Annotated in this window: 14 protein-coding genes and 1 pseudogene; 6 read left to right on the top strand and 9 right to left on the bottom strand. The window is 43.2% G+C overall.

What is annotated here, in order from left to right:
* Positions 1–54 precede the first annotated feature (54 nt).
* The 4 genes from QUA53_RS18835 to QUA53_RS18820 all read right to left on the bottom strand — a co-directional run bounded on the left by QUA53_RS18835 (position 55) and on the right by QUA53_RS18820 (position 5980).
* The gene (locus QUA53_RS18835) at positions 55–1635 is read right to left on the bottom strand and encodes a hypothetical protein (RefSeq protein ID WP_333099103.1); all 1581 of its coding nucleotides are present in this window, start codon (positions 1633–1635) and stop codon (positions 55–57) included.
* A 19-nt stretch (positions 1636–1654) separates the two neighbouring features.
* Positions 1655–3886, bottom strand: coding sequence for an O-linked N-acetylglucosamine transferase family protein (locus QUA53_RS18830; protein WP_333099104.1), 2232 nt, complete (start codon positions 3884–3886; stop codon positions 1655–1657).
* Between the two features lie 122 nt (positions 3887–4008).
* A complete protein-coding gene (locus QUA53_RS18825; RefSeq protein WP_333099105.1) occupies positions 4009–4545 on the bottom strand; it encodes a type IV pilin-like G/H family protein in 537 nt (178 codons plus the stop codon).
* 106 nt (positions 4546–4651) lie between these two features.
* Positions 4652–5980 carry a class I SAM-dependent methyltransferase gene (locus tag QUA53_RS18820; protein WP_333099142.1) on the bottom strand — a complete coding sequence of 443 codons (1329 nt, stop codon included), beginning with the start codon at positions 5978–5980 and terminating at the stop codon, positions 4652–4654.
* 1239 nt (positions 5981–7219) lie between these two features.
* Between QUA53_RS18820 and QUA53_RS18815 the strand changes: the two genes are divergently transcribed.
* The 4 genes from QUA53_RS18815 (at position 7220) to QUA53_RS18800 (ending at position 11764) form a co-directional block, all read left to right on the top strand.
* Positions 7220–7408 (top strand): hypothetical protein, encoded by a 189-nt coding sequence (locus QUA53_RS18815; RefSeq protein WP_333099106.1) that lies wholly within the window; start codon positions 7220–7222, stop codon positions 7406–7408.
* A gap of 77 nt (positions 7409–7485) precedes the next feature.
* A complete protein-coding gene (locus tag QUA53_RS18810) occupies positions 7486–9660 on the top strand; it encodes an O-linked N-acetylglucosamine transferase family protein (protein WP_333249007.1) in 2175 nt (724 codons plus the stop codon).
* Between the two features lie 131 nt (positions 9661–9791).
* Positions 9792–10409, top strand: a complete 618-nt coding sequence (locus QUA53_RS18805) for a Uma2 family endonuclease (RefSeq protein ID WP_333099109.1) — start codon at positions 9792–9794, stop codon at positions 10407–10409.
* 179 nt (positions 10410–10588) lie between these two features.
* Positions 10589–11764, top strand: coding sequence for an AI-2E family transporter (locus QUA53_RS18800; protein WP_333099110.1), 1176 nt, complete (start codon positions 10589–10591; stop codon positions 11762–11764).
* A 321-nt stretch (positions 11765–12085) separates the two neighbouring features.
* On the opposite strand, the gene QUA53_RS18795 is transcribed toward QUA53_RS18800, so the two are convergent.
* A complete protein-coding gene (locus QUA53_RS18795) occupies positions 12086–12301 on the bottom strand; it encodes a Uma2 family endonuclease (RefSeq protein WP_333099112.1) in 216 nt (71 codons plus the stop codon).
* Between the two features lie 413 nt (positions 12302–12714).
* Here QUA53_RS18795 and QUA53_RS18790 point away from each other — a divergent pair, with 413 nt between their 5' ends.
* The gene (locus QUA53_RS18790; RefSeq protein WP_333099113.1) at positions 12715–13890 is read left to right on the top strand and encodes a homocysteine biosynthesis protein; all 1176 of its coding nucleotides are present in this window, start codon (positions 12715–12717) and stop codon (positions 13888–13890) included.
* Between the two features lie 189 nt (positions 13891–14079).
* A pseudogene (locus QUA53_RS18785) lies at positions 14080–14175 on the top strand (IS1 family transposase); the annotation flags it as partial.
* Positions 14176–14377: 202 nt separating this feature from the next.
* Here the strand turns inward: QUA53_RS18785 and cobA are convergent.
* The 4 genes from cobA to QUA53_RS18765 all read right to left on the bottom strand — a co-directional run bounded on the left by cobA (position 14378) and on the right by QUA53_RS18765 (position 18599).
* A complete protein-coding gene (gene cobA / locus QUA53_RS18780; RefSeq protein WP_333099114.1) occupies positions 14378–15187 on the bottom strand; it encodes a uroporphyrinogen-III C-methyltransferase in 810 nt (269 codons plus the stop codon).
* On the bottom strand, positions 15184–15927 hold the full coding sequence (locus QUA53_RS18775) for a sirohydrochlorin chelatase (RefSeq protein ID WP_333099115.1): 744 nt from the start codon (positions 15925–15927) through the stop codon (positions 15184–15186). Before QUA53_RS18775 ends, cobA begins: the two co-directional genes overlap by 4 nt.
* 266 nt (positions 15928–16193) lie before the next feature.
* Positions 16194–16877 carry a manganese catalase family protein gene (locus QUA53_RS18770; RefSeq protein ID WP_333036883.1) on the bottom strand — a complete coding sequence of 228 codons (684 nt, stop codon included), beginning with the start codon at positions 16875–16877 and terminating at the stop codon, positions 16194–16196.
* Between the two features lie 195 nt (positions 16878–17072).
* Positions 17073–18599: a serine/threonine-protein kinase gene (locus QUA53_RS18765; RefSeq protein ID WP_333099116.1), complete on the bottom strand. Its 1527-nt coding sequence runs from the start codon at positions 18597–18599 to the stop codon at positions 17073–17075.
* Between the last annotated feature and the right edge of the window lie 348 nt (positions 18600–18947).

Here is an 18947-nt window from a genome sequence, read left to right as displayed (position 1 = left end):
TCTCAGGAGCAGTATCCAATAACACATAGGCAATTCCTAAATTTAAACTTCTATCTACTTCTTACAGTAAAGGAAAATTTTAGTATTTTTATTTAAGTTTCGATTAAAATTCCCAAATTCATACTCCTCAAACTTATTCCTTAGAAACCAAGATGAGTTACGTAAAAATATATCCTTTTGGTATGGGAAAAGCACAACGCATTGGACATCATTTTTATTTTGAACGCGCTCCAGATTTTGATGCTCATAAAAGCTTTCAACTTTTTGAAAGAAGAAATTATTTTTGTTCACATAGCTGTGAAAACATAAATTATTTCTATTTGATACATAATTAAGATATTTCTTGATTGACAAACTCCATTCATAGGAAAGATGAGGGTTTGAAACAATTAAAATTCGATCGTTTACCTTAGTCCTGGCTTCTATTGTTCGCAGTAAAGCATTGGTAGATTTCCCTTCCTTAGCAAAAGTATGAGCAGCATCCCAAGCTACAGTAAAGTTAAAACTTAAAGCAATCATAATTAATAATAAAATTAACTTAGCTGCAACTTGATAATTTTTATTCAGATAATTGTAGAGACTTATTATTAAAAAAGAATAACCTAAAATTCCGGGCAATATGTATCGTTGAACAATTCCCGACTTAGCATAAAGCAATACTTGAGGTACTGCAACTAAGCAAAGTAAAATAATATGAAAATATAAAACGTTTAAAATCTGAGGTAAGGATTGAGAATAAGGGGGTTTAATCATTAACCTAATTCCTATGAAGCAGGCTAATATTATCCACCAATAACCAGCCTGGCTTAAATTTTGAGTAGCACTGATGGTTCTGGAAATACTAAATCCCTCCACACCAGCATATCCAATCTCAGGATTTAGCCCAATATAAAATTTTACTAATAAAAGCTCAACGGTAAAAAATAAGCCTAAAATAAATATAGATAAACTATTTTTCTTAAGAGATTCATGCCATGCCAAAGTTTTGAGATGATAAGACAGCCATACTTTTATCAAAGCTATAGCTGGAATCACAAGGATAAAACTTTCTTTGGACAAAGACATTATTAAAACTAAAAAAACAAATAAAATTTCATATAAACTTTTATATTTACTAGATATCTCACTCATTGCGGCAAATACTAAAGCCGCCGCTAGCAAGAATGTACCTATTGTTTCTGCAGGCCCAAGTTGCCACCATATTGCTGATTGTGCCCCTAACGTTGTTAAAAATGAAAATAGTAGTGCCTCACTTATGGAAAATCTTATCATTTGACCAAATATAAATAGAAAAAAAGTAGTCAAAACCCCTAACATTCCCGTATAAAATGACCACCACCCAAAGTTAACTCCTAGTAATCTTGTTGCCAGAATTCTATGAACATAATAAAAAGGTCGGAACCTTCCAGTTAGCAAATCATTGTGAATCCATTGACTACTTACTTGAAAAATACCCAGTTTTTGAACAGTTAAATTATAGTTAATATGAGTAATTTCATGGTCATCAGTAAAGTGGTATCCCGAAAACAACGAACCACTTGCGCTCAAAATGAAAAACCAAAATATTAATATAAACAGGAATACACTTAGATAACTATATTTTCGGAAAAAGCTAATAGAATCAGATATTTTCACGCTCAATTACCTTGCTCAACTAACTCTTCTCCAGATATATCTGCCACATTTGCTCATAAGCATTCTCCATCTCACGGGCAAACTGCTTGCCATTCCAAAGAGGAGAAGTTAGCCTAGACTGGCGCAGTTTCCAGCTAACTTGTTGTCGCAAAACCGCATCTTTACCCAGCCTAACCCCCCAGTCCACATATTGATCGTCACTCCAAGCAATCCCCTCCATTACTCCCACATTCATCATCATTGTGTAACTATTTCGTGCAGAAAATTGTTCACCTACTCGCGTCACAAGAGGGATACACATCCAGAGAGTTTCGAGAGTAGTTGTAGCACCGTTATAAGGATAAGTATCCAGCACAACATCAGCAATTCCTAAATTAGCTCGGTGAATCGCTTCTGTAGGATCTTGCGGCAAAAATCGCAATCTATCGATCTTCACACTCTCTTCTTCCGCTAACTGATTAAAGAAACTTTTAAGCGATTCTTCCCCAGCCCCACCCTTAATTAAGAAGTAACTATTAGGAACTTCAGCCACAATTTTCATCTGTAGTCGCGCCGTATCTGGATGCCTTTTGTAGCCTACTTGAGAACTCATATATACAACAGCATCACTGGGAATACTCAAATCCTCGCGTCGCAGAGTGGGTACATCCATCTCAAAACCATCCACACCTATATAAGTATGGGGTAAGCGCCAAATTTTTTCGCTGTAATAGTCCTGGGCCGACTCGGGTAAAACATAAGGATCGGCAATGAAGTAATCAATAGCAGGTAATCCTGAAGCATCCCAACCTAGCCAAGTAACTTGAATAGGTGCAGGTTTAAGTCCCAACACCTCGCAATTCAAATCTAAGGTTGTACTATCTAAATCAATTAAAATATCAACCTCATCTTGAGATATTTGATCTGCCATTTCAAAGGGATAGAAACTGCCTTGAAAAGCCCGATCGGCCTGCTGACTATACCAGTCTTCTAACGAGTCATATATCGGCTTTTTTCTATAAGCCATAAAATAGGCATTGATTTGAAAACGATCGCGATCGTGATACTGAAACAACCATCGCGCTAACCAGCCCACAGAGTGCATTCCGAAGCAATGAGATAGATAGCCTATTTTCAACTTTTTGGATGCAACACCGCTGCTTTTATTAACTAAATGGCGCTTTCGGTAGCGCTCTACCTGTTCCTTACCATAAACTTCAATATTAGCTTGGCATAGCGCTGCAACTTGATTTTGAATTTGTCTATTATTTCTGGCCTGATCCTGCAAGTAGGGAAAAAAGAAGGTGCTAGTAAACAGACTGACAACGGTGTAGGAACTCAAGGATCTGGGCTGTTGAGCTATCAGCATTTCTAGCTGGGATTTATGCTGCTCAATCAGCAAACATACCTCTTCCCAATAGCCAACAGCCCCCATTAACCCGCGCAAAACTTTATGATTAGCACAAACTTTATCGTATAGTTCCTCGGCCAAAGAGTAGCACAACTTTGCTACTTCTATACCTTGAGCATATTGTCGAGCGTTTTGGTAAAAACTAGCCAAATGATGCAAAAAACTCAACCGATGACTAGGTTCCAGACTTTCAGGATCTAAACGACGACAGATTTCAAGAAAACGAGCTGCTAAAGGTGGCGACGAGTTAGCAATATTTATAGACGTTATGACTATCAAATGAACAAAGACTTCCAACTCGCGGATATGAGCTACAGAGGCCGATGCAAATGCTAGGGATGATGGGTGAAAAGGAGCATAATCTAAAACACTCTTCAACACTTGCATCAATAGGTCCAAATCTAATGGTATTAATAGCTGCCGCTCTAACAGTTCTATCACGCCTAAAGCACTTAATTCATCTCCCCTATAATTCTCAAGCAGGATAGACAAACCAATCAAATGCAACAGGTTATTAATGTCATCTGGCGTAATTTCCCTAATGTGTTGGCGGATTGTCCAAGCCATTGCATAGTTTTCGAGAGTTACTTGCCGATCCGCTTCTTTTTGCAGCACCAGCAACAATTCGGCTGTCCAAATTTCAACCTGTTCTGGCTCCCCCTCCGCCATGCCTAGTAGCCAAGTCGTCTGAGCTTCTGCCTCTTGCCCCTGCAACAGCAACATCAATCCCAAATGCCAGTAATGAGACTTGATGTCCGGCTCCGCTTCAATTGCCTGCTCATACAAATTCTGTGCTTGAGGGTAATTGCCTCCTAGCAGGAATTTCTCAGCTTGTTGTTGCCAATCGATAGGCTTAGTCAATGGATATTTAGGCGTCATAATTACTATAATTCATCCCACAGTTTAAATCTGTGGGATGAACTCGTGGGCAAATGTGAAATTTTCAACCGAGAAAGGCAAAAGACACTTTTCTGATACCTTGTTTACTTGCTTACTGGGTCGCTATCAGTAGCATTACACACTAGGTTATTAGCAGCCACGCTCACAGCAGCAAGAGCAGTTGTTTGAGTAACTTTAGTTACGCACAATACTGCCACAGTGCTTGTTTCACTCGTAGTAGCATTTTGAGTCAAACCTACAGTTCCCGTATAAGCTCTCAGTGCTTTGACGATAGGTATGGCTTGATGACCCATTTCGTTAGCATTGCTCTGAGTTCCGCTGATTTCGTATTTGAAGTTAGTAGTTTGAGTTTTGATGCCAATTCCTAAACCATCAACAGTAGTTGCAAAGCCTCCTGCTTCCCCGAATTTAGCTTGCTGAGCGCGGTTCATAGAACCCGTGTACTGCTTAGCTTCTGATTCCTTAGCTTTATTAGCTTGGTTCAAGAAGGAAGGCAAAGCAATAGCAGACAAAATACCGATAATGATGATAACAACCAACAGTTCAATTAGCGTGAAACCCTTATCCTGTCTTTTTTTGTTGAGGTGTTGCAGGAATCTGGCTTTAAATTCAGTCTTCATGGTTTGTTTCTCCTAGAGGCGTGTGATGCTTGATTTCTAACTCGTACACTTAACTTACCCACTTTCCCAGGCTTTCATATCAACATCGGTATTTTTTTTTTACAAATCAAGCCGCTCGCTCCAAAAGCACATACAGAAAGGCTTCCAGCCTAGTCAAGAGTTCCTTGACTTGCTCAAAGGCCCTCGCCTCACTTACAGACTCTAGGGTGACGGGATGCAGGGGTGTGACTTTCAGCCACCGAGCCACTAGAGACCGCATAGGCTGCGCTCCCTCCCAAAGTGGTAGCAGACAAGCAGCCATGTTACTCTCTATCACGACAGGCCTTAGAGTGGGCAAAGACACATAACGACTAATGTCAAAAGGTTTGTGAGTCGTGATGCAGTTGAGTAGGTCTTCTTTAGACTGGGGATTTTTCAACTGAGGGTGAAGATGTACCTTAGCCTCCTGCCAGTCAGAGAGAGTCCATTCAGGAACTGGCAAAAATTGCTGCTCCTGGTTGGGATGACCGCACCAAAAGTCAATCAAACGATGAATGGGATGTAATAATTCAAACAAGTGCAGTCGATCTTCCACAGAAATTTCTGGCAAGCTCATTTCCATAAACGCGGGTAAGTTATTTGCATCTTTGAATAAATCAGTCACTTCCCAATGCCGCCAATTCACCATGCTAATTAATTCCAAATTAGTGGCTCTCAAGGTGGCAAAAGCTTCGGGAATGGTATAGCCTTTATCACCTTGTAATAAATAATTCATCAGCACCCATTCTTCATTCTGGTAGTATTCCGGTTTCCCAGTTCTTGCTTTCAATATTACTGTATCATCCAAGGCATTCATGATTTCTCCCAGTAATTGAATCTCAAATTCTTCAGGGTTACCGTCCATTAAACCCATCATTTTGAAAACGGTCTGAGCTTGATACATCAACGCTCTCTGTCGTGAACTGTGGAGGTTAGTACGGATAATTCCACGAGGCTTCAAAACAGACTTCATCGCTTGCAAACCCCCCACCGGGTCAGGCATGAGATAAAGAACTTCATCATTATTTATATAGTCAAATTCGATGTTTAAACTAGATACTTGTTCTATTGGCAGTGCGTAAAACTCTACATTTTCAAAACCATAGTATTGTAAGCGCTGCCGAGCTACTTTAACCGATTCTTCTGAAAGATCGATGCCAACTATTTTAGCTCCTGGATTAGCTTCTGCTAAAACTAATGACTTGTATCCACTCCCGCAGCCGGCATCCAAAATAACTTTACCTTCAGTATTTAAAACTCTTTGATTCCTTAAATAGTAAGCTGTTCCAATATTGTGAAAAAATAAAGCTTGATAGTCATTTTTCGGAGATTGTTCTAGTGGTCTTCTCGGATAGCAAACGGTATCGAATTGCTGGCGAATTTTCTCTCTTGTATCTAATTCTTGATTTTCCCTTATAGAGTTATCTCGCTTCTTAATTGAGGGTAGTAGATATTTATTTTCCAGTTCTGTAGCAACTTCTGCCATCTCCTCGGACAAGGGATACATATGATTGTACTGAAGGATTTGCTTCCCGATCAAGCCCAAACGCTGATGAAAATTTGGGGGATTAGATGGGTCAAGCAGTGGAGTTTTGTATGGCTCAACGTCACTTCGCTGAAATTCAAAAGCCAAGCTTATGCGTGGATGAGGCGCTCTTTCGCTGCTGCGGCCTCCCCAGTGCAATACCGCGTGATTCCAGCACAAAACAGAACCCGCAGTTGCGGGCAATGCACGAATATCTTGAAAGTTGATACTTTCCTTTTTTTCACCTTTTTGGACCTTACCGCCATAATTAGGATCGAAAGGAGCTGGGAGGATGTACATACATCCATTGAGAGGAATGGCATCGCTCAGGGGTATCCAGATTGTTACACATTTCGGCATTCCGTCTGCTAAAAGAGTGTCCTTCAAGTTGTCGCGATGTGGCTGCCATCCTTTTTCAGTATTGGTTGTGTTGATGTACCAACCCCAAAAAGCGGGCAACTGTCGATACTCCTCGCCGAGGATAACTGATAATATCTGAGACAATCGACAAAATGTCTGCCAAAACTCATCGTAAATGAACGCGAATGGGACAGGCCAGCCTGACTCTCGCAGTTTTTCAATGCCAGCGGCCATGCGCGAAATCTCTGCTTCAGACAAAAATGAATCGATTTGAAAGTAGCCCTCTTTCTTGAGATTTAACAACAGTTTTTCCATATGTTCTTGCTCAAGTGAAAGAACACTTCCAGATAGTGAAGTAAAATCTTCACCTACACTTAGCTGGCGATTTAGCCTTTTCCAATAGTCGGGATTTTGAGCTTGCTCTAAAAAATTTTTGACGTTAATCATCGGTTTTGGCTGTGAGTCCCTGAGTTGACGACTTATAATTTATCAATTTTTCCGGCAAGATGCTTTGCCTGCTTAAACGATCGCCAGCAACAAGGTATGCTCTTGCTGAGTTACGTTAAGGAAGGAAATTTCTGTTATGCGAACCTACCTTTAAACAGAAGCTTACCCCAAATTTTAATAAATATTATCAACACCCTCCCCCACAAGCGATCGCACTTTTCCGCAAACCCCACGCGGCACAACGGCCAGGACTGGGCATAATAGTGAGGGTAAATCTTTCCAGCCCCCGCGCAAAAACATATTATACAACCAACTACCACGTCCATGAACACCAACATCAGCCCCATCCTCAAAGTATTTACCCTCTCCGCCACACTTTCCCTGGCCATCAAGTACGCAGGGCCTAGCTTATCCATACCCTCTACCGACCTCAACGCCCTAATCGCCGTCTTTACCCCCAGTATCATCTTAGCTGCTATCCTCGGCTGGCGATCGCGCCAACAGCCAAGATAGGGGATGGAGGGCGATCGCGCCCAAAGACGAGTTAAATTAAACCAGGGGCGATCGAACATTCACACCAAAACCCCTCCATGCCCAGAAATATAGATGAGACAGACAATCACATGGATCTAACCACCTTAAATCTGAAACCCTTAAATTTGCTGAGTTTTCCTGATTGGAGCCAACCCGAAGAATCTCTTTATTTAGAGTTAGAACTAATTATTAGGAGTCTGGTAAATCATCCCGATTGCGATTTTATCACTATTTTAATATATGTGAGCGAAACTTTAGAAAAATCCGAAATTGATGCCAATCTAATTTTATCAGCAATTGTCATGAATCTTTTCATGGAAGAAGATTGTCATACTAGCTGCGAACCGGAAATTATTTTATTGGAAAACTTCAATCGAAGTCAGTGGATAGATATTTGGCCACAGATTCAATATCGAATTAAGTTGAATGCAGAAAATTACCAAGCAATAGCCGAGTCTGGAACCGCACACATTCCAGTATTGGAACAGGCACAACTTAGCAATATCACCCTTGACTCCCAAGCATTAACTTTGAAAGAATTTAGTAACAAACTCTACTTCCAAGGAAAATATGAAGCTGCCCTTAAGCACTATCAAAGGTTATTAGAATCCCAGACAGGAGATGTAGAAATATATTTTAACTTAAGCGAGTGTTTAATAAAACTCAACATCATCGAAGAAGCGATCGGGATTCTTGAATCAGGCATCCACCATTACCCAACAGCAGGACAACTGCACTTTCAAATCATAAAAATTTTCCAGCAAAACGGACGCACTCAAAAAGCTATATCAAGTGCAGAAAGAGCAACGAAAATACTGCCCCATGAATATGTTTTTCAACTCTTCAAACACTTAACATTGCCGATTGTTTATAACACATCAGATGAAATCCTATTTTACAGGGAAAGATTTATCCAAGGATTAGAAAATTTAATTCAGCAAACCTCCCTAAAAACTCCCGAAGACAAAATTAATGCTTTGCGGGGTTTTAGTAGTTTTACTAATTTTTACCTAGCATATCAGGCTCACAATGTTGTGGAATCGCAATCAAAGTATGCTAATTTACTCCATCAAGTTATGACAGCAAACTATCCACAGTGGGTGCAACCGCAATCAATGCCTCCACTGCTGGAAAATGGCAAAATTAGAGTCGGTTATATTTCTAGTTATTTGCATTCTTACAGCGGCACTTTATGGTTAACTGGCTGGCTGCGTTATTGCAACCACCAACAATTTGAAATTTACTGTTACTACACGGGTAACGAGCCCGATCCAATTACAGAACAATTTCGCCAATACAGCGATCGATTTCACCACATTCCTCACAACCTAGAAGCCGTATGTCAACAAATTATTGATGACAAATTGCATATCCTGGTCTTCCCAGAAATCGGCATGGATGCACCAACTATACAAATAGCAGCTTTGCGCCTTGCCCCCGTGCAATGTTCGGCGTGGGGACATCCTGTCACCTCTGGTTTACCGACGATTGATTATTTTATTTCCAGCGAATTGATGGAACCGGAAAATGCACAGTTGCACTACTCAGAAACCTTAATTAAGTTGCCTAATATTGGCGTTGCCTACCCAAAACCGATTGTTGGTCAATTAACCCAAACTCGCTCAGATTTTCAACTGCGAGAAGACGCCGTTATTTATTTGTGCTGCCAAGCTCCTTTCAAATACTTACCACAATATGATTTTATTTTAGCAGAAATTGCCCGTAGAGTTCCGCAAGCTCAGTTTATATTTCCTCGCGGCGAACTGCTGCGGGAACGGCTAAAGTTTGCTTTTGCTGCTGTTAATCTCGATAGCGAAGATTACTGTCTATTCCGAACCCTTCCAACTCGACAAGATTACATAGCAATTAACTTTATTTCCGATGTTTTCTTAGATACTTTTACTTGGTCGGGGGGGAATACGTCTTTGGAGGCGATCGCTTGCAATTTACCCATAGTAACTTGTCCAGGAGAATTTATGCGGGGACTTCATGCTTATAGCTTTCTCAAAATGCTGGGAGTAACAGACACAATCGCCAAAAATGAAGAAGAATATATTGAAATTGCTGTCAAGTTGGGTATAGATTCCAAGTGGCGCCTAGACATTGCACAACGCATGAGTCAGCGACAAGGTGATCTGTTTGACGATAAAGTTTGCGTGACAGCTCTAGAGAATTTTTATCAAGAAGTTGTTCGAGAAAGACTTGAAGGTAACAAGAATTCTATAGGTTAGGGCGATCGCGCCAACAGCAGCAGTAGAGACACAATCAAAAAGTGCGATCGCTACTTGGTCTAAAGACTCTGTTTTTGACAAAATCTTAATTCCCCGTACAGCTTATCAAAACCAAACTTGAGGCACTCACCATGATTCAAATCATACCCGAATTAGTAACATTCGATGAATTCATTGACTGGTATCCTGAAAATTCAGAACACCGCTACGAACTGCACAATGGAGAAATTGTTGAGATACAAAAAGCAACAGGTAAACATTCTAAAGTAGCCGGTTTTACCGCACTGAAAGTCGGAATAGAGATTGAGCGTCTCAATTTGCCCTACTTCATCCCCAAAGAATGCGTCATCAAACCCATGCGCGAGGAATCGGGATATGAGCCAGATATAATTGTACTTAACGAACAAACCATTGCCAACGAGCCACGATGGGAAAAATCATCAGTTATCACAATGGGTTCATCAGTCGCCCTAATCGTCGAGGTAACTAGCACTAATTGGGGTGATGATTATGCCCTAAAGCTTGAGGCATATGAGTCAATGGGTATTCAAGAATATTGGATTATAGACTATCTAGGATTGGGCGGCAGACGGTTTATTGGCAACCCCAAACAACCCACTTTTTCGATTTACCAACTAATTGACGGGGAATACCAAGTCAAACTGTTCAGAAGCGGCGAGGGTATTGAGTCCCCAACTTTCCCGGAATTGAAGCTGACAGCGCAGCAGGTGTTCGCCAAAAGCAATTGAGGAGGCTGCTTATACTGATGTCCGAGTAGGGGTATCTGATTAAAGATGCGATCGCGCCCATCTGCTGTATCTTGTATAGAGGCGATTCATCGCTTCTGGGCTGCTGAACAATTAACAAGCAGCCATTCCCAATACCGTATTCCTCAATCTAAAATCTAAAATCTAAAATCTAAAATCTAATGAAGCTAGGACAGTGGATGGGCTTATTAGCCCTCATCGCATCTTGTTACATCCTGTGGCAAATCAGGCAGGCTTTACTGCTGCTGTTTGCCGCCGTCGTCTTAGCCACAGCCTTAAACAGACTAGCACGCTACTTGCAAAAATTCGGACTCAAAAGATCGATCGCTGTACTCTTATCAGTTAGCTTCCTAATCCTGGTATTCGTAGGCTTATTCCTGATAATTGTACCGCCCTTTACCCAACAGTTTCAACAACTTACCCAAAGAGCCCCTCAAGGAATCGAAAGATTAAATCAGTGGATAGATCAATTTGAGGGTCGCTTTTCAGGGCAATTTGGCCAGCGGCTACCCAATCTTGATGTTAACGACATCATGCAACAACTGCAACCTTTATTCAACCAACTCGTCGGCGGTGCAGGAGCTTTTGTCGGCAACACATTAGGCGTTATCCTAAGCTTCTTGCTCGTCATAGTTTTGACTTTGATGACATTAGCCGAACCTCTATCTTACCGCAAAGCATTCATCCAACTATTTCCCTCTTTTTATCGGCGACGAGTCGATGGAATCTTAGATGAATGCGAAATAGCTCTCGGTCGGTGGGTAATCGGCGCTTTAATTAGCATGAGTGTCATCACTTTTCTGAGTTTAATTGGTTTGTCAGTATTGCAGGTTCCCCTAGCTCTAGCTCACGCTGTTTTAGCGGGCTTGCTGAATCTAATACCCAATATCGGGCCGGGTTTGAGCGTCATTCCCCCAATGACGATCGCACTTTTAGACTCTCCGTTAAAATCCGGTTTTGTGCTGATCCTTTACTTTCTAATTCAACAATTTGAAAGCAACCTCCTCACCCCCTACGTCATGGCACAGCAAGTATCACTGCTGCCAGCAGTAACATTAATAGCTCAAGTATTCTTCGCCACCTTCTTTGGATTTTTAGGCTTATTGCTAGCTCTCCCCCTCACCGTTGTAGCTCAAGTTTGGATTAGGGAAGCCCTCATTAAAGATATTCTAAACCAGTGGAGTGCCAGTCCTAAAACCTTAGCGGCAATCGATTCTGCTATACATGAAAAGCATGAATATATAGGAGTCGCCGACAGCCTGCAAGAAAAATATTTACCCGAACCGAAACCAGACATCCCCGATCGCGCTGAAAATGAGGCTCCTGAAAATCAATAATTAAGGTTCATAATGACTTCCGTTCTGATTTATTCCCACTTATAGGACAGAAGGATTCACTATAAACTTAGTTAGGAAATTTGTGGTACGAACTCCCCCAATAAATGTCTTCAAGCCTCGAATTTTATACCGTCTCTATGGTAGCTATAAAAATATGTTGAACACTCAAATTCAAGTGCCAAAATATGGGTAACACACCCCTATCACTCCCCGATACATACTGACTTGATACTCGCAGTTAACCAACTGGTAAACAGAAAAAGTAGGTTGTTTCGGATTCCCAATATAGCGTCTGCCGCCAACTCCCAAATAGTCCGCAATTCAGTATTGAGAAATGCCCAAAGCTTCGTAATCAACTAATTTGTAGCCGTAATCATCCCGCCAATTGGTACTGACAACTTCGACAATTAGCGGGACAGAACTACCCATTGTAATGATAGATTCCTTTTTCCATCTCGGTTCGCTGTCAGTCCCTTGCCTGTCCAAAACGATCGCATCCGGTTCGTAACCAGATAGCTCGTTATCAGCTTGGACCACGCAATTGTTTGGGGACGAAGTAGGGAAGTCCTAGTCGTTGGATTTCAAATTTGAGATCGGCGACTGGGAAGCCAGCTAATTCTGAAGGTTCTCCGGTTGCTTTAGGCATCTCAACAATAGTTCCATTGTGCAGTTCGTAACGGTTTTCATAATTTTCAGGATACCAGTCAATAAATTCATCGAAGGTGACTGGTTTTAATATCGCTTGAGTCAGGGCGATCGCTCTTTATTTTATTTATAATATAATCCGGATATCTGTTATAGCATTTTGCGGTGTTATCAAACCGAGGTCGATAGCCAAAACAGCATTCGCTCGATCGACATTCCATCAATCCAAAGTCAATCCCAAATCAAAATCAATCCAAAATCAATCAATTCAAAATCTAAAATCTAAAATCCAAAATCTAAAATATATGAGATCGATCGACGAAATCAACGATAAAATCAGCCAGGGCAAAGCCACAGTCTGGACAATCGAAGAACTCAAAACTAGAGTTCAAGAAACCAGCATTACCCAAGCAGCCAAAGAAGTCGATGTGATTACCACCGGCACCTTCGAGCCGATGGAATCCTCCGGTGCAATCATCAACCTCGGCCATACCGACCCGCCGATCAAAATCCGCCAGTGCTGGCTAGACGGCGTTTTAGCCTACTCCGGCTTCGGGGCAGTAGACCTGTACCTGGGAGCCACCCAAGTAGCCGAAGACGGCGAAGAATCCCGCGAACGGGGTGGCGGACACGTCATCGAAGACTTAATAGCCGGCAAACCCGTGCAGTTGCGAGCCTTGGGGCAAGTAACAGACTGCTACCCCCGCGCCTCCTTTGAAACCACGATTACCCGCGATACAATCAACCAGTTTTATTTATTCAATCCCCGCAACGCATATCAAAACTTTATTGTTGGAGTCAACGGGGGCGATCGCCCGCTGTTCACCTACCTCGGCCCCCTGCAACCAAACCTCGGCAACGCCGTCTACTCGAACCTTGGAGCCATGTCTCCCTTGCTAAACGACCCCGACCTCGAAATCATCGGCATCGGCACCCGCATCTTTCTAGGAGGCGCTCAGGGCTACATCACCTGGGAAGGAACCCAGCACTTCCCGCTGCAAAAACGCCAGCCGAACCGCACCCCCATCGGCCCGGCCGCCACCCTCGCACTCATCGGCGACGCCAAACAGATGAACTCCAAATGGGTGCGCGGCTGCTACTTCAAAAACTACGGCCCATCCCTGATGCTGGGAGTCGGCATCCCGTTTCCTGTCTTAAACGAAACAGTCGTCGCCCACTGTGCAGTCTCAGACAAAAAAATAGTAGCGCCGGTGGTAGATTTCTCTATCCCCCGGCGCGTTCGTCCCACCTTCGGTTTAGTCAGCTATGCTCAATTAAAGACTGGCCGCATCCTCATCGAGGGCAAACCAGTACGGGCCGCCCCCCTTGCGAGTATGTTTCTCTCCCGGCAAGTAGCATTGGAATTGAAGCAGCAAATTGAAGCGGGTCAATTTACCCTCACGGCGTCAGTTGCTCCCCTACCCACCGACAGAGTATTTCTCCCGCAAGATTTGTGGGGGGCCCAAGTGAGGCTGGAATAGACAGTCGCTAGAGTAAAGTGACGGATTATAACTTTAATGAACCACAAGAGGATATTCAAAGACGATCTTCGACACAGATAGCTCTGTTTACCTTGGCGGTGTCGATTTTTTACCACTTTGGAACTTTGACTGTGGGAGGGCAAGGAATTGGCATATTTCATCACATCATTCTCCATGATGCAACACCAGACTTTATATTATTCCAAGTCAGTTCATATGTTGTACAAGTCAGTACGCTTGCCGATCTACTATCTTAAGTACGGGCGGATTCCTCTGTTCTCTTAATCATTCAACTTTGTGCAACACCCATAATAGAGCGCGAAAGCTAACACTCAAGAGTGAGCAATGACATTTTTATGTCATTTATGCGTCTAGGAATGACATCGGAATGACATCGAGCGGGTCCTCGTCCCCGCTGGCGAGCCACCTCAGAGAGAGGGAAATCAAAGCGATCGAAATTAGATCGCTTCTGAACCAATTTTCCCGCTTATTCTACAGTCGGAGAAACTGGCCGACAGCCAGACAATATTGAGTGCAAATTGACGACGTTTCCGATTACTGCGATCGCAGGTGCTGCAAATCCAACCGCCTCAACTTGCTCTACAATTGTACCCAAAGTCCCGATCAGTTCTTCTTGTTCCGGCCGCGTTCCCCAGCGCACTAACGCTATTGGCGTTTCTGCACTCAATTGGGCTGCTGTTAACTGACCGATAATGTAAGGCAAATTGTGGATTCCCATGTATACTACAATTGTTTCCGAGCCGCGGGCGATCGCCTGCCAATTTACCTCCGGTCGATATTTTCCCGCTGATTCGTGACCGGTGACAAAGGTGACAGAGGAACTGTACGATCGATGTGTTAAAGGAATTCCCGCATAGGCAGGGGCCGCAATTCCAGAAGTGACACCGGGGACTACTTCTACTGACACTCCTGCTTTTACCAACTCTTCCATTTCTTCGCCGCCGCGACCGAAGATAAACGGATCGCCGCCTTTGAGACGAACTACGATCGCATTATCTCCAGCTTTTTCTATCATTAACTGAGTTGTTTCATCTTGCATTAACGAGTGACGGCCTTTACGTTTTCCCGCATCAATTCGTTCTGCTTGGGGGTTGATTGCTGCCAAAATTTGAGGGCTGACTAAAGCGTCGTAAATCACGACATCTGCACACTCTAACAAAGCTTTTCCCTTCAAGGTCATCAAACCCGGATCTCCGGGCCCCGCACCTACTAAATACACTTTTCCTAAAGACATTTTTCTTTCTTCCTTTACCTCTTCTGTGCCTCTGCGGTTCATTTTTGAATTAAATCCTTAATTAAGTCTGCTAATTCTACACTTGGGCCTAGAGGATTTGCGAGATGAAGTTCCGCCGCAGGAAATTGCTGCTTTAGCTGTGCGACATTTTTGGCGATCGCATCTGTAATTCCTCCATTAAATAAGAAGTATGGCACAATCCCTATTTGCTGCTGTCCACCACGAACCAAACTGTCAATTTGCTCTTCCAAACTCGGCTTTACCGACCAATAAGCTGTCAGCGCACCGAGTTGGCTGGCGATTTCCTCAACAATCGAGTTACCTCCGGGGCGACGGCTGCCGTGAGATAATAAAATCCATTTTGGCCATAGCAGATTGGGGAGAAAAGTCACCTCTTGCATCTGACTTTTTACCAATTTTGTTAAGCCTGCTTCCTGAGAACCTAAATGCGGGCGCAATTCAATTTTTAGCTTGTCACCAAAAGTTTTTTGGGCAATTTCCACCTCTGCCGGTATGTCTTCGGCGACGTGAACTCCCGGCAATAAAAATACAGGCAGGATTTGCAATTCTGTCAGTCCCAGCGACAGGGTACGATCGCCAAAACTGCAAATTTGTTCGTGCAGCGGTGCGGGGCCGAGTTCTAAGGTGGCGGTTGCTACTGCGGGGAATGAGTCAGCCAAATTTTGAGACACCAGTTGACCTAGGTTTTCCAAAGCTAGTTGGGGTCTGGGGTCGCGGCTGCCGTGAGAGACTAATAAATAGGTGGATGAGCGCAATTTCAATATGGATTTGATGTTAATGTTCGATCGGGATTTCAAATAATTGTAACACCCTAGGGCACGTGACTTGAAAAATACTCAACCCTCAACCGGAAGCTTCCGAGTCGCGCACCTCTAACAACTAAAGCAAAGTACCCAGCTTGAAAATTACTCAACACAGGGCTTAAATCTTCTAAGCCGCGCACCTTCTTTTGTAAGGTGCGCGGCTTAAAATTTACTTAATAATGGGCTTAAATCTTATAAGCCACACAATCTAAACAACTCTCAAATTAACCTTTGGGAGCGGGATCGGCAATGTATTGGAAAGTAGGTTCTGAGTTCCAAGGGCCGCGTTCATCCTTGCCATTTGTTGACAAGTTAAAGTAGAGATCCACAGTGGAATCTGGCGGAATATTACCGAACAGCGGATCGGTGAGTTTACCCAACGCTTCGAGAGCTTTCATGAACATTTCAGTGTGAGAAATTTCGCGAGTCAGTAGAAAGTGCAGCGTCTTTTTCGTTCCCATATCCGGTGCTAGTTTAATCAACTCTTCGTAGGTTTGGCGAGCTCCTGCTTCCGCACCGATATTAGCGCGTAAATCGCGCACTACATCGCCACCTTCGTTGACATAAGCACCCGTCCAAGCTTGACCTTGGCTATCCAGCAAGTGCGGACCTACACCGCGCACCGCAAACAAAGTGCTTTTATAAGCTTCTGTTTGGTCAACGTTTTTGGTGTGCATTTCGATGAGTTTGCCCACCATTTCTAAGTGGCTGAATTCTTCTATTGCAATATCTTGGAGCATATCCTTAATCCCTGCATCTTCACAGTGAAAGGACTGCACCCAGTATTGCAGAGCTGCTGTGAGCTCTCCGGTTGCTCCGCCAAACTGTTCTAGGAGCAATTGGGCAAAACGGGGGTTGGCTTCGTCTACTGTCACCGCAGCCATTAATTGTTTTTTGTGAAAAAACATGGATCGATACCTCTTTTAATTATGTTGTTACAGTCTCTGGATTGCAGACTTGTAGCTGTGTTCACCTTCAGCATCCATTGTGCGACAAGCGATCGCACCGAACCTCGGTCGCTAGTTACATCTAACGAGACAAATTTCTCTACTTTCAGGTAGAGTTTAAATATGAAATTTTACTTAGTGAGTCGGTTGAGCAAATTACAATTTAGGAGCAAGATTATTGTCGCACTCGGTTAATTTTGCTGACAGGGCATCGAGATGCCGCAGCCACTGAATGCCACCAACCCAACTGCGAGAGGGGAGGTGTCCGATTGGTGCTTGCTGACTAAATTTAATCTGCCCTAAAGTAGTAGCAGAATTGTAGGTTTGCCAGTTGACCCGATCGCAAAATCTGATATAGTCTCCCTTAACGCTTTCATAAATCTGCTTTTGGACGCTGAAGCCAAACCGACCTTGACTGTAGCGCAACCAAAGGCGATCGAGTGTTTGCAAATCTTCGCAGGGGATCTGGTAAATTTGGCTAATTTCTAGCTGAGTTCCCGCTGGCTGGGAAAGAGATTGACACATCAAGCCCCAAGTTTCGCGATCGGCTTCTTTCCATTTTTGGTTAGACAAAAAATTTCGCAGTTTGGTATAATCTACTCCCCGTGCAGAAATTAGGGCTTGATCGAGATTTGAAGTAACAGATAAGGAAAAAGTTTCTGCGGAATTGGCGACGTATTTTGTCGGTAAAATGGGAGAATCAGAAGTTTGTAGCGCGCTGATATCGCTTGAGTTGTCGCAATTACTGAGAGCAGGAGCGATCGGCGTTTTGGGCGAAAGAGAATTTTGATGGCGAATATCTAAAGCTGCTTGGATATCTTGCAAAACTTCCGTAGCAAAACTGTACCGCTGAGTGAGACGAGTTTGCAGCAATTTATCTAAAATTTCACCTAACTCCTCGCTAATACTCGTGGCTTTGGGGAGAAACTCGCGCCACCACCAGCGCTCGTGGTTGCAGTCGTACATATCCAAGGGAGGAACTTGCGTCATTAGGCGAATGCAAGTAACACCTAAACTGTAAAGGTCGCTAGCAGGAAATACTTTGCCGCGCATTTGTTCGGGAGCTACATAATCTTGACTGCCGATGAGCGTTGCTGGACGAAGCATAGCTGAATCAGTCAGCAGTTTGGCAATGCCGAAATCGATCAATACGAGTTTGTTGTCTGATTGGCGGCGGATAATATTTTCGGGTTTGATGTCGCGGTGAATGACGCGCTTGTCGTGGATAAATTGCAGCACGGGCAATAAGTCTTGCAGCACTTGCCAAATTTGATTTTCATCGTATACACTCTGGTCTAATTCTTGTTTAAGAGTCGCTCCCTCTATAAACTCTTGAACTAAATAAATATGACCTTCTTGTTCAAAGCAGGCTAATAATGTGGGGATTTGGGGGTGTTTTCCGAGTTCGTCTAAACGGACGCCTTCTTGCCGAAATAATTCAACGGCTTTGTTGACAATTTCGGGGTCGCGGTCGTAAAAATAAAATTGCTTGACTGCACAACGGGGTAGAGATGGGATGTCTTCATCAATGGCTAGGAAAGTTTTACCAAATCCGCCTCTACCTAAAAGTTCAATCGGGCGATATCGCTGTCTCAGCAACAGGTTAAAGCCGCAGTTTAAGCAAAATTTTGCGGTGTTGGAGTTTTGAGGATTTTGACATTCAGGGTTGACACAGTAGCTCATATTGATTTTAGATTTTATGTTGCGGACAAGACTTTTTTTTAAACGAACCGCGAAGACGCGAAGCTGCGCGAAGGAAGAAGGAAGAGAAGAAGGATGGTTGATAACTCATGCGGTGTGGGATAAGCTGTCCCGCTTCTTGCGTTGTATTTTTCGGGCGGGCGGGACACCCCACAAGCATTTCATCTGAGATGTTGCACCATTCTCAATCAGGCTTTTAGGGACGGGCTACAACAGCCCACCCTATAAGATTCATTCTTTGTGGAACAGGCATTTTGCCTGTTCTTGAAAATGGTGCAAGATGTGAGTTTTATCAAACAGGAGTGTAAAATTTAGATGCGCCTGGTCTGA

This window comes from Microcoleus sp. Pol12B3 (assembly GCF_036701355.1).
GTDB lineage: Bacteria > Cyanobacteriota > Cyanobacteriia > Cyanobacteriales > Microcoleaceae > Microcoleus.
This window is presented reverse-complemented; position numbering and strand designations above follow the sequence as displayed.